At 39.0% G+C, this 26,798-nt stretch carries 22 protein-coding genes; all 22 read right to left on the bottom strand.

The window, feature by feature from the left end:
- Positions 1 to 4: 4 nt before the first annotated feature.
- Positions 5 to 3,205, bottom strand: coding sequence for a carbamoyl-phosphate synthase large subunit (gene carB, locus VCHSUH03_RS08980; protein WP_105094773.1), 3,201 nt, complete (start codon positions 3,203 to 3,205; stop codon positions 5 to 7).
- A gap of 1 nt (position 3,206) precedes the next feature.
- Entirely contained in the window at positions 3,207 to 4,274 is a 1,068-nt protein-coding gene (gene carA / locus VCHSUH03_RS08975) for a glutamine-hydrolyzing carbamoyl-phosphate synthase small subunit (RefSeq protein WP_105086210.1), read from the bottom strand.
- Positions 4,274 to 5,560: a dihydroorotase gene (locus VCHSUH03_RS08970; RefSeq protein WP_039969456.1), complete on the bottom strand. Its 1,287-nt coding sequence runs from the start codon at positions 5,558 to 5,560 to the stop codon at positions 4,274 to 4,276. The genes carA and VCHSUH03_RS08970 overlap by 1 nt, the downstream gene beginning before the upstream one ends.
- Positions 5,544 to 6,494, bottom strand: a complete 951-nt coding sequence (locus VCHSUH03_RS08965; protein WP_105094772.1) for an aspartate carbamoyltransferase catalytic subunit — start codon at positions 6,492 to 6,494, stop codon at positions 5,544 to 5,546. The genes VCHSUH03_RS08970 and VCHSUH03_RS08965 overlap by 17 nt, the downstream gene beginning before the upstream one ends.
- Before the next feature lie 352 nt (positions 6,495 to 6,846).
- Positions 6,847 to 9,828, bottom strand: a complete 2,982-nt coding sequence (locus VCHSUH03_RS08960; RefSeq protein WP_105094771.1) for an ATPase — start codon at positions 9,826 to 9,828, stop codon at positions 6,847 to 6,849.
- 12 nt (positions 9,829 to 9,840) lie between these two features.
- Entirely contained in the window at positions 9,841 to 10,788 is a 948-nt protein-coding gene (gene whiA / locus VCHSUH03_RS08955; protein WP_105094770.1) for a DNA-binding protein WhiA, read from the bottom strand.
- A 15-nt stretch (positions 10,789 to 10,803) separates the two neighbouring features.
- Complete coding sequence (locus tag VCHSUH03_RS08950) at positions 10,804 to 12,153, bottom strand: gluconeogenesis factor YvcK family protein (RefSeq protein ID WP_105086206.1); 1,350 nt, start codon at positions 12,151 to 12,153, stop codon at positions 10,804 to 10,806.
- Between the two features lie 12 nt (positions 12,154 to 12,165).
- The gene (rapZ, locus tag VCHSUH03_RS08945) at positions 12,166 to 13,080 is read right to left on the bottom strand and encodes an RNase adapter RapZ (RefSeq protein WP_105086205.1); all 915 of its coding nucleotides are present in this window, start codon (positions 13,078 to 13,080) and stop codon (positions 12,166 to 12,168) included.
- A gap of 12 nt (positions 13,081 to 13,092) precedes the next feature.
- Positions 13,093 to 13,905: a Cof-type HAD-IIB family hydrolase gene (locus tag VCHSUH03_RS08940; protein ID WP_105086204.1), complete on the bottom strand. Its 813-nt coding sequence runs from the start codon at positions 13,903 to 13,905 to the stop codon at positions 13,093 to 13,095.
- 288 nt (positions 13,906 to 14,193) lie between these two features.
- Positions 14,194 to 15,405 carry a putative porin gene (locus tag VCHSUH03_RS08935; RefSeq protein ID WP_105086203.1) on the bottom strand — a complete coding sequence of 404 codons (1,212 nt, stop codon included), beginning with the start codon at positions 15,403 to 15,405 and terminating at the stop codon, positions 14,194 to 14,196.
- 607 nt (positions 15,406 to 16,012) lie between these two features.
- Positions 16,013 to 17,275 (bottom strand): S-layer homology domain-containing protein, encoded by a 1,263-nt coding sequence (locus VCHSUH03_RS08930; RefSeq protein WP_105094769.1) that lies wholly within the window; start codon positions 17,273 to 17,275, stop codon positions 16,013 to 16,015.
- A 611-nt stretch (positions 17,276 to 17,886) separates the two neighbouring features.
- Positions 17,887 to 18,459, bottom strand: a complete 573-nt coding sequence (gene lepB, locus VCHSUH03_RS08925) for a signal peptidase I (protein ID WP_105094768.1) — start codon at positions 18,457 to 18,459, stop codon at positions 17,887 to 17,889.
- 9 nt (positions 18,460 to 18,468) lie between these two features.
- On the bottom strand, positions 18,469 to 19,338 hold the full coding sequence (locus VCHSUH03_RS08920; protein ID WP_105090307.1) for a YitT family protein: 870 nt from the start codon (positions 19,336 to 19,338) through the stop codon (positions 18,469 to 18,471).
- Positions 19,328 to 19,855, bottom strand: a complete 528-nt coding sequence (locus tag VCHSUH03_RS08915) for a RuvC family protein (protein ID WP_105086200.1) — start codon at positions 19,853 to 19,855, stop codon at positions 19,328 to 19,330. The genes VCHSUH03_RS08920 and VCHSUH03_RS08915 overlap by 11 nt, the downstream gene beginning before the upstream one ends.
- Before the next feature lie 114 nt (positions 19,856 to 19,969).
- Positions 19,970 to 21,184, bottom strand: coding sequence for a DUF3084 domain-containing protein (locus VCHSUH03_RS08910; protein ID WP_105086199.1), 1,215 nt, complete (start codon positions 21,182 to 21,184; stop codon positions 19,970 to 19,972).
- Positions 21,185 to 21,267: 83 nt separating this feature from the next.
- The gene (locus VCHSUH03_RS08905; protein WP_105086198.1) at positions 21,268 to 22,359 is read right to left on the bottom strand and encodes an LptF/LptG family permease; all 1,092 of its coding nucleotides are present in this window, start codon (positions 22,357 to 22,359) and stop codon (positions 21,268 to 21,270) included.
- 9 nt (positions 22,360 to 22,368) lie between these two features.
- Positions 22,369 to 23,088 (bottom strand): LPS export ABC transporter ATP-binding protein, encoded by a 720-nt coding sequence (gene lptB / locus VCHSUH03_RS08900; protein ID WP_105086197.1) that lies wholly within the window; start codon positions 23,086 to 23,088, stop codon positions 22,369 to 22,371.
- A gap of 9 nt (positions 23,089 to 23,097) precedes the next feature.
- Positions 23,098 to 23,820 carry an LptA/OstA family protein gene (locus VCHSUH03_RS08895; protein WP_105086196.1) on the bottom strand — a complete coding sequence of 241 codons (723 nt, stop codon included), beginning with the start codon at positions 23,818 to 23,820 and terminating at the stop codon, positions 23,098 to 23,100.
- 12 nt (positions 23,821 to 23,832) lie between these two features.
- Positions 23,833 to 24,369, bottom strand: coding sequence for an LPS export ABC transporter periplasmic protein LptC (lptC, locus tag VCHSUH03_RS08890; protein ID WP_105094767.1), 537 nt, complete (start codon positions 24,367 to 24,369; stop codon positions 23,833 to 23,835).
- Positions 24,359 to 25,288 carry a lysophospholipid acyltransferase family protein gene (locus VCHSUH03_RS08885; RefSeq protein WP_105086194.1) on the bottom strand — a complete coding sequence of 310 codons (930 nt, stop codon included), beginning with the start codon at positions 25,286 to 25,288 and terminating at the stop codon, positions 24,359 to 24,361. Before VCHSUH03_RS08885 ends, lptC begins: the two co-directional genes overlap by 11 nt.
- 14 nt (positions 25,289 to 25,302) lie before the next feature.
- Positions 25,303 to 25,824, bottom strand: a complete 522-nt coding sequence (locus VCHSUH03_RS08880; RefSeq protein WP_105086193.1) for a KdsC family phosphatase — start codon at positions 25,822 to 25,824, stop codon at positions 25,303 to 25,305.
- Complete coding sequence (locus VCHSUH03_RS08875) at positions 25,824 to 26,795, bottom strand: KpsF/GutQ family sugar-phosphate isomerase (protein ID WP_060924938.1); 972 nt, start codon at positions 26,793 to 26,795, stop codon at positions 25,824 to 25,826. Before VCHSUH03_RS08875 ends, VCHSUH03_RS08880 begins: the two co-directional genes overlap by 1 nt.
- Positions 26,796 to 26,798 lie beyond the last annotated feature (3 nt).

Raw genomic sequence — 26,798 nt, 5'->3', positions numbered from 1 at the left:
GGTTTTACTCCAATTCAAAATCCTGTAATGCTTCTACGTTGTAGTTAGCATCATCTTTTCGGTTTGCTACAACGCGCAATACTTCGCGAGCTGTATCGAGACTTGTTAAGCATGGTGTACCCATTTCTACCGCAAGACGACGCAATTGGAAGCCTTCACGTTCAGGACGTTTACCTGCAGTCAATGTATTAAGTACAAGATCGACTTTGTCTTGACGAATGTGGTCAGCACAGTTGTCATCACCTTCAGAGATTTTGTTAACTACCTTGCAGTCAACGCCATGTTCTTTGAAGTATTTACCTGTACCACCAGTTGCTTCAATGTGATAGCCCAATTCAATAAAGCCTTTTGCTAATTGACTCGCTTCCTCTTTATCGCGGTCTGCTACAGTCATGAGAATTGTACCATCTTCTGGGATACGCATGTTAGCGCCATTGATAGCTTTAAACAATGCTTCAGAATAAGTACGACCAATACCCATAACTTCACCAGTAGATTTCATTTCAGGTCCAAGAGCGATTTCTACAAGGCCCATTTTGGAGAAGGAGAATACAGGTGCTTTTACAGCTACATATGGTTTATTAGGTACAAGACCGAGTGGCAAGCCCAAATCTTTTAAGCTTTCACCAAGAGCAATGCGTGTTGCACATTCTACCATATTGATGCCTGTAACCTTAGAAATGAATGGTACAGTACGGCTAGAACGAGGGTTAACTTCGATTACGTTAAGTTCACCATCAGCCACGATATATTGAATGTTAAGTACACCTTTAACATTAAGGCCTACTGCAATACGACGTGTATAGTCAACGATTTGATCAATCAATTCTTGGCTCAAATGTTGAGCTGGGTAAACGGCCATGGAGTCACCAGAGTGAACGCCGGCACGTTCGATTTGTTCCATAATACCAGGAATACAAACGTCAGTACCATCGGAAATAGCGTCAACCTCTACCTCCATACCAACCATATAACGGTCGATAAGAACAGGATGTTCCTTAGATGCTACTACGGCTTCCTTCATGTATACATCAAGCTCTTTATCGTTGTATACGATTTCCATAGCACGGCCGCCCAATACATAAGAAGGACGTACAATCAATGGATATTTCAAGTTTTTAGCTGCTGCTTGTGCTTCTTCATCGGAGGTTACAAGCGCACCTACTGGACGTGGAATACCAAGTTTTGCCAACAATTCATCAAAGCGTTCACGGTCTTCTGCCATATCAATGCTATCTACGGATGTACCGAGGATTTTGACACCACGCTTAGCTAATGGACCTGCCAAGTTAATCGCCGTTTGACCACCGAATTGAGCAATAACACCAGCTGGTTTTTCTTTATCAATGATTTCCATTACATCGTCCACTGTTAATGGTTCGAAGTACAAGGAATCAGAAATATCAAAGTCAGTAGACACTGTTTCTGGATTATTGTTAATCATAATGGATTGGTAACCCGCTTTACGAAGTGCCCAAGAGGAATGCACAGAGCAGTAGTCGAACTCTACGCCTTGACCGATACGAATTGGACCGGAACCCAGTACTACAACGGATTTTTCACCTAGTGGTTTAACTTCGTCTTCTTGTGCATAAGCACTGTAGTAGTACGGTGTTTTAGATTCGAATTCGGCAGCACATGTATCTACATATTTATATGTTGGAAGAATGTTCCATTCTTTACGTTTTGCACGAACATCTTCTACAGTTGTATTAGCATAACGAGCGATAACAGAATCAGTGAAGGAATAACGTTTTGCTTTGCGCAATACCTCTTCTGTTAAACCATGTTCAGCTAACGCTTTTTCTACATTAACAATATTTTTGATTTTTTCAATAAAGAATGTATCAATTTTTGTAATGTAATGAATTTTTTCTACACTAATCCCCTTGCGAAGGGCTTCTGCTACAACATAGATACGTTCATCATCTACTAAATGTAAACGTTCAATCAATTGTTCCATGGACTCATGAGTAATTTTCTTAAGTTCAATATGATCTAAACCAATTTCCAAAGAACGAATTGCTTTAAGTAAAGAGCCTTCTAAAGAACGGTCGATAGCCATAACTTCGCCAGTAGCCTTCATTTGAGTGCCCAATGTACGGTCTGCCAAATTGAATTTTTCAAATGGCCAACGTGGGAACTTAGTTACTACATAGTCCAGTGTAGGCTCGAAGCATGCTTTTGTTTCGCCTGTTACAGCATTTGTAATTTGATCCAATGTCATGCCTACTGCAATTTTTGCAGCTACCTTCGCAATTGGATAGCCAGTTGCTTTAGATGCTAATGCAGAGGAACGGGATACACGAGGGTTTACTTCGATAACGATATATTCATTGCTATTAGGATTCAAGGCGTATTGTACGTTACAACCACCTTCGATTTTCAAATAACGAATGATTTCTACAGATGCAGTACGAAGCATTTGGTATTGAATATCATTCAATGTTTGGCTTGGTGCCACAACGATGGAGTCACCAGTATGTACGCCAACAGGATCGATATTTTCCATGTTACATACGATGATACAGTTATCTGCACTATCGCGCATTACTTCGTATTCGATTTCCTTCCAACCTGCAACTGAACGCTCCGCCAAAATTTGGTGGATTGGTGAAAGTTTTAAACCACGGCGTGTGATTTCATACATTTCATCTTCGTTATGTGCAATACCGCCTCCAGTACCGCCCAATGTATATGCAGGACGGATGATGATAGGATAACCAATGCGATTAGCAAAGGCTACAGCTTCTTCAAGATCATTAAAGATATCGGATTCAGGAACTGGTTGGTTGATTTCCTTCATCGCTTCTTTGAATAGCTCACGGTCTTCGGCTTGTTTAATTGCTTCAAGAGTTGTACCAAGAAGTTTTACACCGTATTCTTCTAATACGCCAGCTTCAGACAATTGTACGGCCATATTAAGACCTACTTGGCCACCTAATGTAGCCAATAAGCCCCAAGGGCGTTCTTTTTTGATTACTTCTGTTACGAATTCAAGACTAATTGGTTCTACATATACGCGGTCTGCAATATCTGTATCAGTCATAATTGTAGCAGGATTGGAGTTAACCAATACTACTTTATAACCTTCTTCACGAAGGGAACGGCATGCTTGTGTACCAGCATAGTCAAACTCTGCAGCTTGGCCGATAATAATTGGACCAGAACCAATTACAAGTACTTTTTTTGCTTCTGTGGTCATATTATTTTCCCTTTCTCATTAAGTCTTCAAATTCGTCAAATAAATATAGATTATCAGTAGGTCCTGGGGACGCTTCTGGGTGATATTGTACAGAGAAAATAGGCAATTCTTTATGGCGCATACCTTCTACAGTGCCATCATTTACACTGCGATGTGTAATTTCTACAAAGTCTGGCAAGGAAGTATCATCTACTGCATAGCCATGGTTTTGAGATGTAATATATACGCGGCCTGTACGTAAATCTTGTACTGGATGGTTAGAGCCACGGTGACCAAATTTTAATTTAAATGTTGCACCACCATAGGCTTGTGCCAATACTTGATGGCCCATGCAAATGCCGAAGATAGGTTTTTTACCGAACAATTTCTTTACCTCTTCTACGGCATAGCCAAGATCTTGAGGGTCTCCAGGGCCGTTGGATAAGAATACACCATCTGGATTTGCTGCTAATACATCTTCAGCCTTAGCATCTGCAGGGAACACTGTTAATCGGCAACCAGCTGCTTCTAAAGAACGAAGGATATTTTCTTTTACACCATAGTCCATTACAGCTACATGGAACTCTGCATTTTTATCGCCACGCATACCTTGCCATTTTGTAGTTACACGCATAACTTGATCTGTTGGCAAGTCTTGTTTAAATAATTTTTGGATATCTTCCATAGGGTAATCAGAACGTACAAGTACGCCTTTCATTACACCATGATTACGAATAACACGTGTAATAGCACGTGTATCTACATCATAAAGGCAAGGGATGCCGTGTAAACGAAGATACTCGCTAAATAGCCCTTCATTTTGCCAGTTAGATGGAAAATCACACAGTTCGCCTACGATAAATCCTTTACAATATGGTTTAGGACCTTGAGTAATAGCATTCAATGTACCATAATTACCAATCAAAGGATATGTTAATGTAATAATTTGATCCGCATAGGATGGGTCAGTCAAGATTTCTTGATACCCTGTCATACCTGTGTTAAATACAACTTCCCCTAATGTAGGAGCGCCACCTAATAAGGAACCTTCAAACACGGAACCATCTTCAAGAACTAACTTGCCTTTCATTATAAGACTACGCCCTCCTTCATAACTACTTTGCCATCAACTACTGTAAGTTTGGCCTTACCTGTAACAGTCATACCATCAAATGGACTGACTTTACCTTTTGTATAGAATTTATTTCGATCTACTGTCCACTCTTCTGTTGTAGAGAATACAGTAATATCTGCTGGTTTACCAACCTCAAGAACACCTGCATCAAGGCGCATTAATTCAGCTGGACGTGTACTCATATAGTACACAACTTGGTCAATACTGAGTTTATCTGGACCATATGCATTAGTAATAACCGCTGCCAAAGATGTTTCGAGACCACTGAAACCATTTGGTGCACAGCAGAACTCATGGTCTTTTTCTTCATACGCATGTGGTGCATGGTCTGTAATAATTGCATCAATTGTGCCATCTTTCAAGCCTTCTAATAATGCTTGGCGATGATCTTCGGATCGAATTGGAGGAGCCATTTTGAACGCTGGGTTATACTCGCGTAAATATTCATCTGTGAAAGATAAATGTTGACTTGTAACTTCACATGTTACATTAAGACCTTTTGCTTTTGCACGACGAACCATATCTACAGTATTTTTACTACTTACGTGAGCAATATGAATGTGACCACCTGTCATTTCAGACAACAAGATGTCACGAGCAACAGCCAAATCTTCAGCTACTGCAGGACGACCAATAACACCTAATTCATAAGAAACGATACCTTCATGCATATGACCATTTTTAGTCAATGTAATGTCTTCTGCATGGTCAATAACCATTTTATTGAACATGGAGGAGTATTCTAAGGCACGACGCATAAACGCAGCATTTTCTACATAGTGACCATCATCGGAGAAGGCGACTACACCGGCTTCTGCCATATCACCCATTTCAGCAAGTTCTTTGCCTTCAAGGCCTTTTGATACAGCACCAATAAATTCTACTTTTACAACACCTGTAAGCTCAGCCTGTTTTTGTAAGCCTCTTACAAGAGCAGCATTATCTACAACTGGATTTGTATTAGCCATAGTTACAACACGTGTGAAACCACCTGCTGCAGCCGCTTGTGTACCGGAGTGGAAGTCTTCTTTCGCCTCTTGGCCTGGTTCACGTAAATGTGTGTGAATATCGATAAGGCCAGGTGCTACGATAAGACCTGTTGCATCATATACTTCAGCGCCTTCAGCACTCAAGTTTTGTCCGATGGCTGCAATTTTACCATCTTTTACAAGAACATCTGCTACTTCGTTTTGTTTTTTTGCCGGATTAACTACCGTACCATTTTTAATAAGCAAGCTCACTACCGTCACCTCCGATAATAGTTAAGTACAATACCGCCATACGTACAGCTACGCCATTACGTACCTGTTCTTGAATTACGGATTGATCAGAATATGCTACATCTGGTGCAATTTCAAGGCCCCGGTTCATAGGACCTGGATGCATTACCATTACATCATCTTTAGCCAATTTCAATACATCATTATTAATACCGAAGATACGAGCATACTCTCTATTTGTAGGATACAATGCAGAATGAATACGTTCTAATTGAATGCGAAGTACGTTAACTACATCTGCATCAGCCACTGCTTCACGAATATCGTGGTGAACGGTAACACCTAATTTTTCGAGCTCTGGATATACCATTGTACGAGGGCCAGCCAAATGGACTTTAGCACCCATTTTTGTAAGGCCATAAATGTTAGATCTTGCTACACGGCTATGCATAATATCGCCTAAGATAACAACTTTTAAGCCTTCAATAGATTCTTTTTTCTCTAAAATGGAGTACATATCTAATAATGCTTGTGTTGGATGTTCATGAGCGCCGTCACCAGCATTGATAATAATAGGATCTACTGCTTTAGTAGCATATAGAGGAGCCCCTTCTGCACTATGACGCATTACGATAGCATCCGTGCCCATATAGGATAATGTTAGCAAAGTATCACGGAAGCTTTCACCTTTACCCATGGAAGAACCGCTAGGAGAAAGATTGATAACGTCAGCCCCTAAATATTTACCAGCTAATTCAAAGGAACTACGGGTACGAGTACTTGGCTCCATAAAGAGGTTAATAATGGATTTCCCCTTTAAAACTGGAACCTTCTTGTCATCAGAAAGAACGATTTTCTTCATTTTTTTTGCCACATTTAAAATCAATTTGATTTCTTCAGGTGACACATTTTGCAAACCTAATAAATGTTTGCCTTTTAGGCTAACTTGTCCCATGATTTCCTCCTAACTCACGTAACAAAAAAGACCTTTTGCCCAGGGCAAAAGGTCAAATAGTTTGCACAAAGAAGCCCTTATGGGGCGCTTCAACTATATTCCTTTCTCAGCCTCTCTGGACTAAATTAAAAGGTTTTGTAATATGCAATGGTCTCTCGTACCATGGATGCATTTTCTTTATTTATTGTACTGAATCTCCTCTTGAAAGTCAATGTGAAAGCAAAAGTTCATAAGTATTTTAAAAAGAGGACAAACCCTCAAAAATGGCTTGTCCTCTCTATACTTCACCAATTGATTCCTTATAATCAATCTATAATTAGATACAAATAATTTTCATTATTATAAGCTAATATCACTGACCCATAGGATATAATTTTGGCGGATTTTGATCATCATTTTGTTGACCTTGCTGTGAACTATAAGGAGCTTGACCTTGTTGACCATCAGTCATTGGATTTTGCTGTGGTTGCCGTTGGTCACGACGACGTGTATTTTGAGATGCAGTCGGTCTAGGTTTAGTCAACTCATCAATAGATACAGCATTTGGAATAGTTACACTTGGTGTATCCTCATGTACATCATCAAGTTCACTGAAGGAAGGTCCTGTTTTAGCAGCTTGTGCTGCCTTACGCTCTGCTTCGATTTGTTGACGTGCAAGTTCTGCGCGACGGCGAGCATTTTCTTGTTGTTCTTTGACACGTTGAATCGCTTCAGCTCGCTCTTTTGCTTTACGTTCAACTTCGGCTTGCGCAAGAGCTTGCTGACGTGCTTCTTCAGCTTTTCGTTCCGCTTCTAAGTGAGCTTGGTAACGTTCTTCAGCAATGCGTTTTGCCTCTGCTGCTTGGCGTTCAGCCTCTGCACGTTCTGCAGCCAATCTAGCTTGCTCTGCTTTACGCAATTCTTCCTGACGTTTTGCTTCTGCCGCAACACGAGCTTCTTCAGCTTTACGAGCCGCTTCAAGTCGTTCTTGCTCGGCCTTGCGTTGTGCCTCAAGTCTAGCTGCTTCTAAGCGACGTGCTTCTTCTGCGCGGCGTGCTTCTTCGGCCATACGAACCGCTTCAGCTTTACGGGCAGCTTCAATTCTTGCCTCTTCAGCCTTACGCGCTTCTTCTGCACGTTTAGCCTCTGCTGCAACACGAGCTTCCTCTGCTTTACGAGCCGCTTCGATTCTTGCCTCCTCAGCCTTTCTCGCTTCTTCTGCACGACGTGCTTCTTCAGCTTTTCTTGCAGCTTCAATACGTTGTGCTTCTAAGGCTGCTTTTGCTTCTGCAGCTTTACGAGCATCTTCTTGACGTTTCGCTTCTAACGCAGCCTGTTCAGCTGCACGTTGTGCTTCTAATGCCGCTTTAGCCTCTGCAGCTTTACGTGCTTCTTCTGCGCGACGTGCTTCTAATGCTTCTTGTTCTGCTTTTCGCTGTGCTTCTAAACGCGCTTTCGCTTCAGCCGCTAAGCGTTCTTCTTCAGCTTTTTTTGCCTCTAATGCAGCCTTTTCTGCTGCCCGCTGTGCTTCAAATCGAGCCTTAGCTTCTGCGGCTTGTCTAGCTTCTTCAGCTTTACGAGCAGCTTCAATACGAGCCGCTTCCATTCTACGTTCTTCTTCAAGACGTTTTGCTTCTGCCGCTACACGAGCTTCCTCTGCTTTACGTGCCGCTTCTAAACGATCCGCCTCAGCCTTTCTTTCAGCTTCTAATCGTTTAGCTTCTTCTGCTTGGCGCATTTCTTCAGCTTTTTTAGCTTCTAAGGCAGCTTTTTCTTTTGCAGCTTGTGCTTCTTGAGCCGCCTTCAATTCAGCAGCTTTGCGATCCGCCTCAGCTTTCTCAGCCATTTTACGCTCAATTTCAGCATGTTTTGCTTCTGCAGCCTTGCGTGCTATTTCTGCTTTTTCGGCAGCTAATTTAGCTTCTTCCGCTTTTTTACGAGCTAATGCTTCCTCAGCTTCTTTCGCTTTTTTAAGTTGTGCCTCTTTTTTAGCATCAGCAGCTGCTTTATCGCTCAATTTTTTTGTTTCTTCGTGAGCAATTGTTTCTGCCTGTTTTGCAGGAGTCATAGTAGATTTAGATGTATCTACAGTACCCTTATTGCTATCTTTACCATTGATAGGACCTACAGGAATTTGTGTACCACTTTGAGTTGGATGACCCAAACTGTCTGTTACATCTTTTGGTACATTGACCGCAATAGTCTGATGTTTTTGTGGATTTGCAAGAGATTCAGGAATCAATAAGAATCGTATTGGCAAATTAGATGCACCTGCCGGCATGAAGTTTAATGTTAACAAATCGCCTGCATTATAATTACCCATAAGACGGCTATCTAATATAGTACCGTCCCCTAGTGCAGTAATCCCATCAGCACCACCGATATGATAGGTACGCGTATCGGTTTGACCTCTACGGGCACCTTGTTGATGAAGTGCTTTTACCGTAAAGGAGCCAGAATATGGCCCACCAAGAGGGTTAAAATACAATCTAAACGGTTCATTACCCTTTGTAGGAATTTTTAAAGTGTATGAAACACCATAGTTACCACGGTCACGAACAAATGCTTTATTTTGCATTTCATCTACACCATTGATAAAGGCATCCTCACGGTCATTACCAACTTCAACAAAAGCACCGCCTAAAGCAGTATCAAAAGGCGTGGTAACCTCCATATTACGCTTAGAACCAGTATATGTACCGCGCAATTGAATTTCATCAATAGGTAAGTTCTTAGCCCAATGTGATGCATCAACGGCGTCCATGCCCATAGGTAGCATCATAACGCGAGCAAAGATTGGCGCCTCTGTTTTAATATCTACAATGCCTGTAAATAATGCATCTTGATATACCGGTGTATTTTCTAAATCAGTAAAGATTAATTGTCGACCTTGGGGCGGAATGCTTAGCGAATATAAAGGTCTCGCATTAGGACTTTCATCTAAAGGATGCTCTAAATCCTTGCGGGATAAATCGCGACCAGCAGCAAAATAATCTGGCGTTGCCACAGATTTAAGCTGTCTCATTACATGAACAGTATTAGGATATGCCGTTTGATTTTCTAGTACAATAGCAATCTTATGGGGTTGATCCATTTCATTTACGTGATAAAAATAAATACGGCCATTCCCATTAATGGTACCAGCACTAAGTGTACCGCCTACTGGGCCTACATATTCAGGGCTATCCGATAATAGCAATGTATCCGTTTGAGACACCAAGCTTGGTGGCAACGGAGAAAACTGAAAATATCCAATTGATTGTAAATCTATATCACGAGCCTCTACATGGCCTGTAAGCGCAGCCATGGCGGCCATGGCCGCAGCTACACAATATTTTGATTTATAAGAAAACATATATTAATACCTCTATATTTCTTCAAGCCCCATAGGGTCATACATAAGTGCTAATGCTTCGATTTTCTTTAAACGATGACCAATACCCGACTTGGATAATTCGCCATCCATCAATTCTTCTAGCTCTTTTAAGCTCGCTTCTGGATTGTCCCATCTCAGTCTGGCTACAATCCTCAACTTGTCAGGCAATGCATCAATGCCAATTTCTCTATCGATGATTCGAATTGCTTTTACCTGACGTACTGCAGCATCTACAACCTTTTGTAAATTGGCTGTCTCACAGTTTACTTGCCGATTGATTTGATTTCGCACAGTCTTCATAATGCGTACATTTTCAAACTCCATCAAGGCTGATTGAGCCCCCATAATCTGCAAGCAATTCGTTACAGCGTCCCCTTCTTTAAGATATACTACATACTCTTCCTTACGCTCAGTCAAACCTGCATGAATATGAAATAACCGCAATACATGTATAATTTCCTTTGCAAAATTCTCATTCCCCGTCATAAACTCAAGATGATAATCACTTTGTGGCTTATTAACAGATCCTCCACCTAAAAAAGCACCCCGTAAAAAAGCACGTCGTGCCTCCATAGATTTAAGCCAACTACGAGGAATTTGTTCAGTTACAGGCCATAAAGCAAGATCTTCTAAAGCCTGTCGCCCTTCTATGGATGGCTCCACAGATAAGGTATACATATTTTTCTTACGCAAGTTAAGCCCTTGTCGTACTAATACATTGGTAGGCAATTCATATTGTTTCTTTAAGATGCCTAACAAGCGACGAGCTACTGCATTATTTGCAGTAGCTAATCTAATACCAACAGCGCCCTTCATCCCTAAAATGATAGATCCACCCATGCGCAATAAGCAAGACGCTTCAATTTTCATGGCCACATCTGCATCACTAGAGGATTCATATTGGCATAATTCATTTTTTACATCTTCAGCAAATGACATAGGTATCCCTTCTCATTAATGATCATCTCGTTGGAGATAATACTCTAAGATATGTGGTTCAGTATCCGATTGCATGGCGTGAACAATATCCATAATTACTTTACCCAACCGTTCTGGATCATGAACAGCTGGCTTTTTCGGACTAATTAAAGTAGCCCGAATCGTGCGAATCCCTTTAGCTTGTAGTTTCTTAGTATCTAATGCTACAGGCTCTGAACCTACGGCACTATATTGTTCTACCATTTGAATTGGTAGTGGACCATCGTTTGCCAGTACGGTATCTACAATACCTTCCCCACCATGAGCGATGAGTGCCTCCACATGATCACTAAGCGTATAACCTGAAGTTTCTCCAGGTTGAGTCATAACATTGGCAATATAAATTTTATTTGCCTTACTAGCACGTATATGAGATGCAATTTTATCAGTTAACAAGTTTGGAATGATACTTGTATATAAACTACCCGGTCCAAAAATGATGACATCTGCTTCATCGATAGCACGTAACGCAGCACCTTCCGGCTTTGGTTGCGCCGGTTCGCTATACATATGGCGAATGGTTTTACCAGAGTTTGGAATATTACTTTCACCTTCTACAATGGTACCATCTGTCATCTCAGCTACCAATTTAATGAACTCTGTAGATGAAGGAATTACACGACCGCGTACACGTAGTAATTTACTAGCTGCTTCAAGTGCTTCCTCCACATCGCCATCGTATACTTGAGCAAGTGCTGTAATAAAGAGATTGCCAAAACTATGTCCAGATAGCTCATTTTCCCCTTCAAAGCGGTAGCGGAAAAGATTTTCCATAACCCCTTCTTGTTCTGCTAATGCGACCAAGCAGTTTCGTAAGTCACCAGGGGCAATCATTTTAAAATCTTCCCGTAAACGACCTGATGAACCACCATCGTCAGCTACTGTAACAATAGCTGATAAATTAGATGTGTGTGTTTTCAATCCACGCAATAGATTAGACAATCCTGTACCACCGCCGATAACAACGATTTTAGGACCTTTATCGAGGCGTATATTTTGGAAAATAATATCTGACACCTTACTATCAGGATTAGGTAATACAGCACGAATAATCGTTTTAATAACCTTACTCGTACCGATTAACATTAACACAGCGCCAATCGATAGTACAACAGCGCCTACAGCAATGAGCACATTATAATTGTAAAAGCCCGTCATATTATAAGAAAAGGCTAATACAATATCTTCAAGAACGGCAAGCCATTGATAATTAAATATCAATGAAATGCCTATGATTAAAAGACCTACACCACAACTAAATAGGGCAAGCCAACGTTTTATATTTAGGCCCGGAATAAGCCACCGAAACCATCTTTTTCGCAACATATGAACCCCTATCTAGTTACCAAATGTTTTAATTTCATGAGGATTATAATCTTCTTCTACATTATTTTTCATCATATCTCGATGTTCTACAGAAACGCGATAGCCGTTTTCTAATAGATGCGAATATAATGCTTCTGCCATAGCCACAGATCGATGCATACCACCTGTACAGCCTACAGCAACGATAAATTGAGACTTCCCTTCTTGTTCATAATTAGGCACAAGAAAATCAATGGTATCAAAATAACGCTTTTTAAATTCCTCTGTAACTTCAAAAGAATGAATATATTCATTTACAGCTTTCACACGACCTGTTTTATGACGGAAATCTGGAATGTAGAATGGGTTTGGTAAAAATCGAACATCCCAAACCATATCCGCATCCAATGGTAATCCATATTTAAAGCCAAAGCTTACAACTGTAATAGACATGCCATGTCCTTCGTCAACTTGAGTGAATCGAGTTTTTAAATACTCTTTGAGGCTCGCAGTTTTCATATTCGTTGTATCAATAATGAAGTCTGCTTTATGTCGTACAGAATTTAATATCTGACGTTCTTCTTTCAAACCTGTAGTGATCATCCCATCTGGAGCCAGTGGATGGCTGCGACGACTTTCTTTATATCGTCTAATTAACGTCTCATCTGTAGCATCCATAAAGACAATTTCATAATCTACCTTCATTTCTCTTAATGTTTCAAGAGATGATGAAAGGGCTTCAAAGAATTCACCACCGCGAATATCTACAACTAAAGCTACACGGTTTGTACGTTCTCCACCTTGTCGACAAATTTCACTTAGCTTAGGAATCAGTATAGGAGGAATATTATCAATACATAGATAGCCCATATCCTCTAATGCTTGTAGAACCTGAGTTTTGCCGGCACCAGACATGCCTGTAACAATTAATAAACGAAATGCTTCCATAGTTTTACTCCATTATAAAAGATTCTTTTCTATCCAGTGAGCTACACCATCTTCATTATGATGACCACATACTTCATTAGCCACAGATTTTACATGTTCTGTTGCATTTGAAACAGCTACCGAATATCCCGTTTCACTTAACATAGAAATATCGTTCTCTGCATTTCCAAAGGAAACTATATTTTCAAGACTAAGATTATTATCTAGAGCTAATTGAGCTAATGCACGCCCTTTTGATACATTCGGTGCAGTGATTTCGAGGAAATCTCGTTGACTACGCACTAATGTAACTTGATTACCAACTAATGGGGTCAAGATATCAATAATTCTATCGATTCCTTCTTCTGTATCGATAGCAATGAGCTTATTGGGTTCTGAAGAAAGTGTATAAATTGTATCACCTAAAAACTCAGCTACAGCCCCTGTTTGCTGTTCATAATGATCGGATTGCCAATTTTTATGATGACACAGTAAATGATCATCTACGTACGATTGTATATGCCAACTATATTGTTGACCGAGTTGAAAAACACGATATACGACATCTATAGGAACAGTTTGTTCAAATAGCTTATATCCCGTTTCTAACTCCTGGATTAAACCACCAGAGAACAGTATCATAGGAACATTACCAAGTTGTAATGCTAATCCAATTGGTTTTGCCGTTTGATACATGCGTCCAGTTGCAATTGTTATACCAATTCCCTTCTGCTGCAAGCGATGCAATACATCAACTGTATACGCAGAAACTGTATTATCACTTCGAACTAACGTCTCATCACAATCGATGGCTACCATTTTTATATGAGAAAAAGAAGGATTCATTCTTACCTCCTTCACAAGAAAATCTAATACTCTTTATTATACCATTTATAATACTTATATAGATAGAAATATACAGTAATCCTCTATCAAAAATATTTTACTTCTCCCAGTAACAGAGCTTATAAATCACAAAATAAAAGATAAGTATTATTTGTATATAAGTTGATCTTTAATTATCAAAATTGCATAATAAAAGGCATTCTATATCAATTTGTTATAGGAATCTATAGATTATTCATAAAAAAAGAGACTCCCGAAGGAGTCCCTTTTATATGGTTAACTATCAAATTAGAATTTGTAGTTAAGGTCTGCACGGTAGAAGTCGTTAAGATCAGCACCGTCTTGAGTTTTCCAGTCGAAACCGTAGTTAGCGGACAAGCCAACGTTGTTTTGCAATGCATAGTTAACGGAAGCCATCCAACCTTTAGCATTTGTAGTGTAAAGGTGGTTGTAAGTAGTATCAACGATAGGAGCGTTAGCTTTAGCGTTGAAGTATTGGCCTTTAACATCCCAAGAACCTTTTTTAGCGATGTTGTAGTCGCCAAAGCCAAGACCTGCAGTCCAAGCTTGAGATTCATCAACGTGGGAGTCTTTCAACCATTCGCCACCAACCCAAACTTTGTCGAAGTTAGCATCAGCGTTGAAGCCGTAGATATTTTTGTAACCATTAGTGCTATCTTGGTTTACACGATCGTAGAAACCACCAAGCATAGTGTGTTTACCTACTTTACCTTTTAAGCCAAGGTAAGTGTTAGTTACGTTTTGGTCTTTAGTTAAGCCAGCTGCTTCACCGGATACCATGTAACCGTAAGCTGCTTGAGCCATAATTTTGTCGTTGCCAGCGTTCAATTGAGCACCGTCGAAAGTACCATCAAATGCTAAGCCGCCACCGATAGTTTGGCCGAAACGACCAGCTTTCAAGGATACGCGTTCGCCGAATTTATGGTTTACATAAGCGCGGTCGATTGTAGCGTTGGAGTTACCACCGTTTTGGGAGTTACCCAATTCGAAGTTACCAGAAGTCAAACGAACAACTGCGTCAGTGCGATCGTTTACTTTTGCGTTGAATTGTACACGAGCACGAGCGTCGAATTTGGATTTAGCATGTTCAGCATCTTGGTAACGAAGACGAGCATCACCAGTAACTTTTACGTTACCTACGCGGTCTTCCAAGCGAGCTACACGAACGCCCAAGTTGTTCAATTCGTTGGAGAATTCATCAGCCAAACGATTGATCATAGCTTGTTGTTCAGCGTTAGCGCGGTCTTGGTTAGCCATAGCTTTAGCTACCATTTGAGCCATTTCGTAACGAGTGATGTTGTTTTGGCCTTTGAAAGTACCATCTGGGTAACCATTAACGATACCAGCTGCTGCCAATTGGGAAACTGCTTGGTATGCCCAAGAATCTGGAGTTACATCGGAGAATGGGTTAGCTGCGAATGCAGTAGTTACGCCCAAAACTGCTGTTGCTGCAAAGATTGCTGCTAATTGTTTTTTCATAGTTGAATTCCTTCTTTCTGAAAAATAGAAATATAAAATGTTACAAGTCATAACATTCACATTCTACTCTGTTCTTCAGAATAAGAATTTTTGGGAGTGTCCACGTTTCCTCGCCACATTCTACATCGAAGTTCTTCGTTTCATGTGTTTGTTACTTCTTGTAGGGTGATATTAGCACAACCAAATTTTCGTGTAAACCCTTTTTTCTCAATTTCATTCTCATTATAAAAATTTTATAATTTAAAATGCCCTAAAATTCACTTATTATCTACGTTTATGAGATATATTTTTTTTTGCTAAAAATATCAAATTTATCTTTTTTTGTATTAAATGAGATTTATTATCATATATATTATTAAGTATTGCTAATTAATAATATATATATTAATTAGAAGAAGGTTATTTTATGTATAAATAGTTCATAAACACCTCATACAATATATTGTGGAATAAATCAATATATATACTAATCAAATAACTTTTTATCTTTTACTATATATAGATTTATTTTACTATATATATACTATTATATACAAAAGAAAATATCATCTCTTTATATACAACAAAAAAAGACTTCCGAAGAAGTCTTTTTTTTGTTGTGAGGGAATTAGAATTTGTAGTTTAATTCTGCACGGTAGAAATCGGAAAGATCATTACCTTTTTGGTCTTTAGAGTTGAAACCATAACCTGCAGATAAACCTACGTTATCTTGTACTGCGTAGTTTACGCTAGCCATATAACCTTTGTAACCATTAGATGTATTTGTTAAGTCATATGCTTGATCCCAAGTGGAGCTTACGATTGGAGCGTTAGCTTTTTGGTTGAAGTATTGACCTTTCACATCCCATGTACCTTTTTTAGCGATGTCGTAGTTACCATAACCAACACCAGCTGTCCAAGCTTGGGAATCATTTACGTTGGAAGCTTTTAACCATTCACCACCAACCCAAACTTTATCTTTACGGAAGTCTGCATTGAATCCGTATACGTCTTGGCCATCAGAGCTTACTGTGGAACCGTTATGGTTCAAGTTACCGCTAGATAATTTAGAGTAGAAACCACCAACTGTGGATTCTTGACCAACTTTACCTTTAACACCTACATAAGCTACGGAAGGGTTATCGGATTTGGAGTTACCATCAGCAGCACCGGCCATCATGTAACCATAAGCACCTTGTACTTGAACTTTGTCATTACCTACGTTCAATTGAGCACCATCAAATGTATCATCGTACATTAAACCGCCACCAATTGTTTGTTGGAAACGACCACCTTTAGCAGATACTCTATTACCAAATTTGTGATCTACATAAGCACGATCAATTGTTGCATCAGCACCTTTTGTAGAATCACCGAATTCGTAATTACCTTTTACACGAACAACAGCTTCAGTTTTATCATTTACTTTACCGTTGAATTGAACACGTGCACGGCCATCTGTTAAGGATTTACTGTTATTTTTGTAAACGCCTTTATCTTCAGAACCTTGGTAACGGATACGAGCATCACCAGTTACTTTTACATTACCTACACGGTCTTCCAAACGAGATACGCGAACGCCTAAGCTGTTCAACTCATTGGAGAACTCGTCAGCCAAGCGATTAATCATTGCTTGTTGTTCTGCATTAGCACGATCTTGGTTAGCCATTGCTTTAGCTACCATTTGAGCCATTTCATAACGAGTGATATTGTTTTGGCCTTTGAAAGTGCCGTCTGGGTAACCATTAACGATACCAGATTGTGCTAATTGGGATACAGCTTGGTATGCCCAGCTATCTGGAGTTACATCGGAGAATGGGTTAGCAGCGAATGCTGTTGTTACACCTAATACTGCTGTTGCTGCAAAAATTGTTGCAAATTGTTTTTTCATAATGAATTCCTTCTTTCTTATAAATAAGAATTTATATTATCAGAAGACATTCACTGTATAAGTGGTATAACTATGAAAGATATATTAGGAGTGTCCACGTTTCCTCGACTATATTTTCTATCACAGCCTCACCTCTTTATTAGTGGTGCCTTACTGTGATTAGAATATATCACCGTCCAAATTTTTTGTAAAGCATTTTATACAACTAAATTTGATGAAATTTCTTTCATGAATAAAAATAAACATATAAACATAGATTTCTCCTGTATTTCTCAAAATTAAATTTTGTACAATTTCATTTTATTTATCTAAAATTCATATATTTTAGATGATAAATCTATAACTCTGAATTACTAAAAATAATAAATTTCACATTATTTAATATATAACGCTAATATATCAGACTGAAATATAATTATATTCCACTTTTCTATTATTAATATCTTTATTTTGTCTTTCTAATTTCTATTAGTAATAACCTTATCAATGCCATTCATCATATATTTTCGCTTAAATATGTCATTAATAATATTAAGCTATAAATACCCCCTTATTTAAATACAAAAAGCCTCTCTACAGTAATTACTACTATAGAGAGGCTTTTAGAAGCATTAAATTGCATAGGATACAAACCCAAGCACATGATCAACTGGGACAGGCCCAATAAAACGACTATCACTTGAATGATTTCTGTTATCTCCCATCACAAATACATGCCCTTCAGGAACTGTAACAGGTGTAGATCGTGTATAATTCATTATTGTATCTTTAGTATATGGTTCTTGTAATTGTTCACCATTTCGCCATACATGACCATCTTTAAATTCCAATACATCACCAGGAAGGCCAATCACGCGTTTTACCCAAACATCATTTGTTTGTGCCGCTTTATTAAATACCGACGCATAGTTCATCAATGGTTCTTCAACATCATCTAACCAAGTACGTGCACGATTAACACGACTATCAATGATTACAATTTGTCCATAATTTGGCATTTCATTCATAATATGATGCCACTTCGTTACGATTAAATATTGACCATTGTGTAATGTATCCTCCATTGATTCACCAGATACACGTGTTGGTTGAATCAAGAAAATATGGATAACCATAGCAATAATCAACGCTAGTACAATAGCATAAATCCAATCTAATATTTCTTTTACTATTTTATTACTCATATTAACCCCTTAATGACCATTTTTTGTAAATCTACCACCGAATACATCATGTACATCTTGAATAGTAATAAATGCCGATGGATCTACTTCATAAACAGTATTTTTTAACCTCATAATTTCAAGTCTTGTTACTACAGAATATAAAACATGCTTAGGTTGCTTTAAATAGCCCCCTTCACCATACATAATTGTAACACCACGATTGAGGTTCGCATTTAATGCATCTGCAAGATTCTTAGAGTTCTCTGCATCTGTAATAATCATTACCCCTTTAGATTCATCAAGGCCTGTAATTGTAATATCGATCATCTTATAAGCAATAAAATAAGCGATTAAGGAATACATAGCACTATTCCAACTATATACAAAACCTGCGGCACCGAGAATAATGAGATTCATGGCCATTACGATTTCACCAACGGAGAAGGTGGAACGTCTATCAAAGATGATTGCCACAATTTCAGAGCCATCTAAAGAACCACCATTACGTATAATGAGGCCTACCCCAATACCTAAAATGATACCACCAAAGATAGAACCTAAGAATGGATCTGTTGTGATAGGTGTAAAATCATGAGCAAAGGTAGAGAAAATTGCCATCCATACGATAGAAAATAGTGTAGAGAAAGTAAAGTTTTTGCCGTTAGCTCTATAGCCAATATATAAGAAAGGCAAGTTAAAGAGTACGACGAAAATACTAAAAGAAATTCCTGAAAGCTCTGCAGCCATCAAGGAAATACCAACTACACCACCATCGATGATACTATTCGGTACTAAAAATAAATCTAAGCCTATAGTATAAATTAGAGCCCCTAAGATCATCATTAAGCAACGCATAATAAAATTTGACCACTTATGCGTTGAAGCTTCATTTTTCATGCACTTCTCCTTTACCGTACAACTGCTCCATAGCATGTAGTCTCTTTTCTTCCAACTCACTAGAGTCCATCATATTATTTTGTATATCATTAGCAGTTTGGTTTAACTGTTTTGTATAACGTAAACCAATAACAAAAGCAGTCAAATCATCTACAGGCTCTGGTGGAAATTGCATAGACGTAGGGATAATCTTACGCCACCCTGTAGGTGAATTATATTGCCAATATAATTTTCGAGCCTCCTCAGTACTATGCGATTCATCAATTAAACTAGTAGTAATTCTGTGATTTCGTCCAATTTGTTGGAGAGATGGATATAAATATTTATGATTTGTACCATTTCCACATACCATATGAACAACACCATAATATTCAGTTAATATACGTTCAATTTCACCATTGAACTGTTTTGTCATAATAATTTTACGACATACCATAGTACCAGAAGGTGTTACAATTGCTACACCTGTTTTTTCATTGCCTGGATCTACAGCCAAAATGTACGTAGTATCAGTCATATTACTATCCTCATTTCTAATACAGCATTTATATTTTAACACAAAACGAAGGTCTTATGTAAAAATTTACATAAGACCTTCGTTTAAAGTATATAAACCAAAATACTATTCAATTTAATAAGCTGGCATTTTAGCCTTATCATTAAAAACAGGCATTTGAGTAATACGTAATTTAAGATGTACAGGACCAGATGAATATGTATCACCATCAACATACGCTTCCACATGAACCTTGCCATGCATTGTAGCAATACGACGAATAGCAGTAAACAAATCATCCCCTGGTATCGTTCCGATATCACCAGATAAGGAATCCGGAATAATCCCTTTCTCTCTTGCCTTTTCATTTACTTGCTTTAAGAATTGAAGCATAGCAGATTGAGCGTTAGGGCCACCATCCATTACAGCAGAATAGATTACTTCTCCATTTTTATAAATAAATTGTTGTGGGTAAACTTGAATAACTGCTACCGCTGGTTCACCAGCAATAATATTTCCAGCAGCAACCACTTGAACCACCATTGGAGTCTTTGCACTATTAAGCTTTTGTGTAGCTACCTCAATATTTTGACGATCTACATACACAACAGCCTGACCTTGATCTTCTATACCAAGACGACGTAATACCAATTTATTTGTATCATCAATAATATTTTTGATGGCTACATGGCTATCTTCTTCACTTAAACCAGGTCGAACAACAGCTTGAGCCAATAATTGATCAACTTGGAAAAGAATTGTACCTTCACGCAAATGAATAATGCCATTTTGCAACTGTTCCTGCGTTGTCTGTAAATCCTTAATATGAGCTTCCATCTTGGCTCTTGTAGCCTCTAAATCAGCTAATTTTTTAGATACTTCATCATATGAAGCTTGAAGTGTAGCTAACTCAGCTTCAGTCGCATCTTTAGCCGCTTGTGCACTAGCCAACTCAGCCTTAGTTGCATCAACCTCTTTACGAATTTGCTCTATTTCAGCCATTCGTTCTGCTAATTCTTGCTTATTTTGCTCAAGCAATGCTTGTCCTCGAATAAGCTCTTGCGTCTTAGCAGCTACCTCATCATTAAGTTGCTTCATATCTGCTCGTAACTGATCCATCCCAAAGAGCGCTGTTCGTACGCTTTGAGATGTAATAGTTAATACACCTACTGTAGCAGCAGCAACTAACAATCCCGTTACGATAGTAACAATAATCGATGTATGCTTAGGCCTTAATCCAAAGAGGGACATGCGACGCTTACCAACTTTGGTGCCTAACTTATCCCCCATGTAGGCAATAAGTCCACCCATAAGGGCGATAATAACTAATATTTTAACACCTACTAACATCGAGTCCCTCCTTTCATAAGATTACACAATTATTGGATGCGAAAATATGCTATTTCTTAAATCAAATTTATTTATATATCAGGTTACTTAGATACACGCCAATTTAAGTATAGGCCAGCAATAATGCCTAATGTATCTGGAATTAATGCAGCAAATACGGTTGGCAATGCACCACCTTTACCTAATGCACCAGCAAATGTCATCACTCCATAATAAATAAAGATGATTAAAATACTGATACCAAAACCAATCGATGAGCTAGAACGTTGCTTTTGAAGACCTAATGGAGCACCTACAAGAGCAAATACAAAGCTAGCTAATGGAATTGTAAAACGTTGATACATTTCCATTTCTAGTTTATTGGCATTCGTATAAGCCGCCTTATACGCTTTAATTTGATGACGTAATTCTTTGATTGTTAATTCTTCTGGTTTACGTTGATCTTGTTGAATATCCTTTGGTGCAGACTTAATTGGCAAGGATTGCTCCTTGAACTTCATTGTACGTTCTACACCATCGCCAGCGGAAATATCATAAATGATACCATTTTGCATCACCCAATATTGACCATTCCAGATAGCAGTATCCGCATTTTCAACTTGTTGTAGTTTTCCACCTTCTCCAAACTGTTGCACCGTAATCATAGATAACTGTTTAGTTTCAGCATTATAGCTCTTAGCATACATCAATGTACCTAAATCATTACCATTCATTGTTTTCAAAACGATATGATTTTGTGTTTGAGGAGACGCATTTTTCATAATCTGCTCGCGCACAATCGTTTGATACATATTATTTGTACGTGGTACAACAAATTCATTAAATGCGACAGCCCCAATTGAGATGATAAGGGCAATAATGTATACAGGCATCGCTAAGCGTAAAAAGCTAAGACCACCGGCACGCATAACAACAATCTCACTAGTACTACTCAAGCGACTAAAGGTCATAAGAGAAGCCAATAATACTGACATCGGGAATGTTAAGATAACAATACTTGGCAAGGCCAACACAAAAGCTTTCATAACAAGCACAAGCGGTGCCCCATATTCAGTAATATATTGAGCAATTCTAAACAATGTGCCTGTGCCAATAAAAATACTGGTAAAAGCAAATACCCCAAATAGGAACGGACCTACAAAGGCTTTTAATATATATTTATCTAATAATCTCATAGTCCCCTCCTATAATCTAAAGTTATCCCCTAAGTAATGCTCACGAGCGATTGGGTCGTTTGCAATTTCTTCAGGGGTGCCTTCTAGGAGGATCTTACCACTACTTAAAATATAAGCCTTATCTACAATCCCCAATGTTTCACGCACATTGTGATCTGTAATCAAGATACCAATACCGCGATTTTTTACATGCAAAATGATTTGTTGAATGTCAGCAACCGCGATAGGGTCGACGCCAGCAAAAGGTTCATCGAGAAGAATAAAATTCGGTTCTAACGCAAGACAACGAGCGATTTCTACACGACGGCGTTCACCACCAGATAGCTGCATCCCCATACGATCCCGAACATGACCAATATGAAATTCTTCAATGAGGGATTCCACTATAGCTTCAATTTCATCAGATTTCTTCGATGTTGTCTGTAACATTGCTCGAATATTATCCTCAACAGTCATAGAGCGAAAAATTGATGCTTCTTGCGGAAGATACCCAATACCTTCAGCAGCGCGTTTATACATTGGAATATTCGTAATATCCTTGCCATCAACGGTAATGATACCTGAACTAGGTCGTTCAATGCCAACAATCATATAGAATGATGTAGTTTTCCCTGCCCCATTAGGACCTAGGAGCCCAACGACTTGCCCCTTATCAACGCGTAGACTAACCCCGTCTACTACGTTGCGCCCGTTAAAGGTTTTGACTAAGTTTTTGGTTTCTATATACATATTTAATCCTTATTGATTTGGAACAATGATAAGCGTACTACGACCACCTAATGTTTCAGCAGAATCATCAGCAAGGCGAATCTTAAGCTCTGGTGCATTAAGTACATTACCGTTTTGAACAGCATGAGCAGAGCCAGATAAGAGTACAACTCCATCATTTTGATTTGGTGTTTGTGTATAGGTAGCTCGTTCTGCAGAACCAGATACATTTCGTTCTGGATTAGAGAATGTCACATCCCCTTGTGCTACTGCGCGAATTTCTTTTAGCCAACCTTCTACTTGATTACCTGTTAATGTAGTACCTTCTGCAATTAAACGAGCATTGCCAGATACAAGGCCATATTCTGTATCTGTATTATATTCAACTTTATCGCCAAAAATTTGACGATCACTACGTTGTAAATGAACACCGCCATTAGCAGTAAATTTATTATTATTGTAGCTGTGCACTGATTGTGCAGACATAGCCATATCAGAACCAATCAAAGATACACCACCTTCAAGACTTGCTTCTTGAGTTTTTGTGTTGTACCAACCATTGGCACCAGTCATAGTTTTATCAGCTTGAGTAATAACAACATTACCGGTTGCATCAGCACGACCTGTATTGCCATCATAAGACAACGTATCAGCGCTAATAGTCAATGGGTCATTTGCAGCCCAAGCTGTAACAGATGCTGTCATGAGTACAGCCAAAATAGCCATACCAATCTGTTTTTTCTTATTCATCATATTTCCCCTCAATTACTTCTTCGTTAATTTTGCGTTGCCAATGGCTTTAATAATTTTCAAAGCCATATTACCTTCAAGCTTATCGCCTGTAATAGTTACATCCTTACTGTTATAAGTAAAAGCCGTCTTAGATGTCAACATTTTCGTTTTGTTATCAAAGTGAAGGGCTTCTGTTTTAAATTCTGCACCTTCTGTATTGGTAGCTGTAACGCCTTGGTCGATATCAAGAGAATTGCGGTCCCCCGTCAATACAGCATGAGGAGCTGTAATAGTAGTGGTCACATCATCTTGATAGAAAAGACCCTTCAAATTAGTCAAAACGATGGCCTTTGTCCGTGGGTCATATTCAATCTTTTCAGCTGATAAGGCCCACACTAATTTGCCATCCTTTTCCTCTTGTAGGTCAGCACCTTGGAAATTAACGAGTTGACCATTCTGATTTTGAGTGGTACCCACATCACCAGAGTCTTTCATAATATATACGATAAGACCAATTAGAGCCAACACTATAACGGCCACTATGGCAATTAATTTTTTATTATTTTTCATGTGCCCTCTCCCGTGCAGCTATCTTCTTATCATAATCAATAATTTGATCCATCTTAGTCATCCAGCGATGTTGGAACCAAAGCCATTCATCTGGATGCTGGCGAATAAAGTCTTCAGTAACGCGTACACATTCCTCAGTTAGGCGATACATATCTGCATCTTCATCGCCAGTGTCAATATAATGCAATGCTGGTAAAATGTGAACAATATGCCCACCTTCAGCCTTGCGAGATGCAAAAATGGGAACTACGGGAGAACCAAATTTTTTCGCAAATGTAGCTGGCCCAATAACCGCTGAGGAGTCTTGACCTAAAAACGGAACTGGTAAACCATGTATATATCCATCTTGGTCAGCTAAGAAGCCAAGCAGTTTTTTCTTCTTTAAAGCCTTTGCAGCGGAAACGATTTCGTTGCCACCACTAGCAAATACATCAAGTCCTACCATCTCACGATACTCATTCATGAGACGTGTAAATTGAGCATTCGGTTGTTTTTTAACAATTGTGGTAGATGGATATCCATGAGCCGCCATAGCAGCGCCCATCCATTCCCAATTGCCTACATGTCCAGTAAGAACAATAACGCCTTTATCTTCTGCGATGGCTTCTTCTAAATATTCGACACCACGCATTTCAATATGTTTATCGATAAAGGATTTTGTAAGGTTTGGCATGTACAATACTTCCATAACACTACGGCCAAGATTTTTAAACAACTTTTCAATTAATTGTTCTGCCTCTTGATCATTCATGTTCATGCCAATCTTTATGTTTTTTATACCTCTAAGTTTTTGCTTCTTCGCTATTAGCCCATATACTGGTCCTAAACTAGCGCCTATGAGCAAAATGAGCTTATACGGCAGTCGGCAAACGAGCCAGCTAATGCCTTTAACTAAATGGTATTGCCATTCGTTATTCATTCTGCCCACCTCCTTTATTGTCCATGAGCATGGGCCTCTCGTGCATAGTCTGCTACAACAGTTTCCCATAAACCTTGATTTTTCAAGATATATTCTACAGCCTCTCTAACAGCACCATGGCCTCCATTGACAGTAGATATAAATTTAGCTAATTCTTTGACCTCTGGTACCGCATTATTGGGTGCCATCGGTAATCCTACAATTTGAAGAGCCCCTAAATCATTTAGGTCATCCCCCATGTAAGCAATCTCTTCTAAATTGATTTGATGCTCTTTACAAAGGGTTCTTAATGCTTCTGTCTTATTGGCATGCCCCATAAGCAATGCATCAAAATGAAGTTCCTTAGCACGTCGCTCAACCATAGGAGATATCCGTGCTGTGATGATGGCAAGCTTAAGACCTACTTTTCGAGCTGCCGTTAATCCTAGACCATCTTTTACAGAGAAAGACTTAAGCTCTTCCCCACTTGATGTATAGATTAGAGTACCATCAGATAGCACGCCATCAACATCAAGAACAATCCATTGAATATTCATTATACAATGCCTCTACGCAATAAATCCGTAATATGAACAATGCCTAGACATTTATTATCTGTATCTACAACTGGTAACACCGTAATAGGGCGTGGTTGATTTTTCTCCATTAAATGAAGAGCTTCAGCCGCTAATTTGTCCTTTGTAATCGTACGAGGCATAGAGGTCATCATATCCTCTACAGGCCATTCTAAGAAATTACTACCAGAATCTAATCCTCGACGCACATCACCATCGGTAACAAGGCCTAATAAGTGACCTTCTTCATCAATAACATTAGTAGCACCTAAACCTTTTTCGGTCATTACAAAGAGTGCATCTCGTACTGTTGCACCTTTAAATACCGTAGGATTATCTTCACCACCATGCATAATATTTTCTACGGTCAACAATAATTTTCGACCAAGAGAACCACCTGGATGGAATACAGCAAAGTTTTCAGGTGTAAAGTGATGTCGTTCTAATAAGCATACTGCTAAGGCATCACCTAATGCTAAAGCAACAGTAGTACTTGTAGTTGGCGCTAACCCCAATGGACAAGCTTCACGTTCTACTTCAGCTAGCAATACAATATCAGAATTCTTAGCTAATGTAGATTCTGGTTTACCTACAACACAAATTAATTTTGCACCTATGCGACGTAAGGATGGTAAGATACTGATGATTTCGCCTGTTTCACCACTATTGGAAAAAGCTAATACTACATCATCTTCTGTAATCATACCAAGATCGCCATGCACACCTTCACCAGGATGCATGAAAAGTGCCGGTGTACCAGTACTAGCCAAAGTAGCCGCAATTTTGCGACCAATATGACCAGATTTTCCCATACCAGTACATACTACACGACCCTTACAAGCCAAAATCATATTTACAGCATTTACAAAATTGTGATCCAAACGAGAACTTAATTCCTCAATAGCACGTGCTTCCTCATGAAGTACCTGCGCTGCTTGTTCTAAAATAGTCACAAA

This window comes from Veillonella infantium (assembly GCF_002959895.1).
Taxonomy (GTDB): domain Bacteria; phylum Bacillota; class Negativicutes; order Veillonellales; family Veillonellaceae; genus Veillonella; species Veillonella infantium.
The sequence above is the reverse complement of the archived record's forward strand: the minus strand, read 5'-3'. Positions and strand labels throughout refer to the sequence as shown.

Bases quoted from the DNA above. Each gene is read 5' to 3' on its own strand.
- carB (WP_105094773.1), bottom strand. From the start codon at position 3,205: ATGACCACAGAAGCAAAAAAAGTACTTGTAATTGGTTCTGGTCCAATT.
- carA (WP_105086210.1), bottom strand. From the start codon at position 4,274: ATGAAAGGCAAGTTAGTTCTTGAAGATGGTTCCGTGTTTGAAGGTTCC.
- VCHSUH03_RS08965 (WP_105094772.1), bottom strand. From the start codon at position 6,494: ATGGGACAAGTTAGCCTAAAAGGCAAACATTTATTAGGTTTGCAAAAT.
- VCHSUH03_RS08960 (WP_105094771.1), bottom strand. From the start codon at position 9,828: ATGTTTTCTTATAAATCAAAATATTGTGTAGCTGCGGCCATGGCCGCC.
- whiA (WP_105094770.1), bottom strand. From the start codon at position 10,788: ATGTCATTTGCTGAAGATGTAAAAAATGAATTATGCCAATATGAATCC.
- VCHSUH03_RS08950 (WP_105086206.1), bottom strand. From the start codon at position 12,153: ATGTTGCGAAAAAGATGGTTTCGGTGGCTTATTCCGGGCCTAAATATA.
- rapZ (WP_105086205.1), bottom strand. From the start codon at position 13,080: ATGGAAGCATTTCGTTTATTAATTGTTACAGGCATGTCTGGTGCCGGC.
- VCHSUH03_RS08940 (WP_105086204.1), bottom strand. From the start codon at position 13,905: ATGAATCCTTCTTTTTCTCATATAAAAATGGTAGCCATCGATTGTGAT.
- VCHSUH03_RS08935 (WP_105086203.1), bottom strand. From the start codon at position 15,405: ATGAAAAAACAATTAGCAGCAATCTTTGCAGCAACAGCAGTTTTGGGC.
- VCHSUH03_RS08930 (WP_105094769.1), bottom strand. From the start codon at position 17,275: ATGAAAAAACAATTTGCAACAATTTTTGCAGCAACAGCAGTATTAGGT.
- lepB (WP_105094768.1), bottom strand. From the start codon at position 18,459: ATGAGTAATAAAATAGTAAAAGAAATATTAGATTGGATTTATGCTATT.
- VCHSUH03_RS08920 (WP_105090307.1), bottom strand. From the start codon at position 19,338: ATGAAAAATGAAGCTTCAACGCATAAGTGGTCAAATTTTATTATGCGT.
- VCHSUH03_RS08915 (WP_105086200.1), bottom strand. From the start codon at position 19,855: ATGACTGATACTACGTACATTTTGGCTGTAGATCCAGGCAATGAAAAA.
- VCHSUH03_RS08910 (WP_105086199.1), bottom strand. From the start codon at position 21,184: ATGTTAGTAGGTGTTAAAATATTAGTTATTATCGCCCTTATGGGTGGA.
- VCHSUH03_RS08905 (WP_105086198.1), bottom strand. From the start codon at position 22,359: ATGAGATTATTAGATAAATATATATTAAAAGCCTTTGTAGGTCCGTTC.
- lptB (WP_105086197.1), bottom strand. From the start codon at position 23,088: ATGTATATAGAAACCAAAAACTTAGTCAAAACCTTTAACGGGCGCAAC.
- VCHSUH03_RS08895 (WP_105086196.1), bottom strand. From the start codon at position 23,820: ATGATGAATAAGAAAAAACAGATTGGTATGGCTATTTTGGCTGTACTC.
- lptC (WP_105094767.1), bottom strand. From the start codon at position 24,369: ATGAAAAATAATAAAAAATTAATTGCCATAGTGGCCGTTATAGTGTTG.
- VCHSUH03_RS08885 (WP_105086194.1), bottom strand. From the start codon at position 25,288: ATGAATAACGAATGGCAATACCATTTAGTTAAAGGCATTAGCTGGCTC.
- VCHSUH03_RS08880 (WP_105086193.1), bottom strand. From the start codon at position 25,824: ATGAATATTCAATGGATTGTTCTTGATGTTGATGGCGTGCTATCTGAT.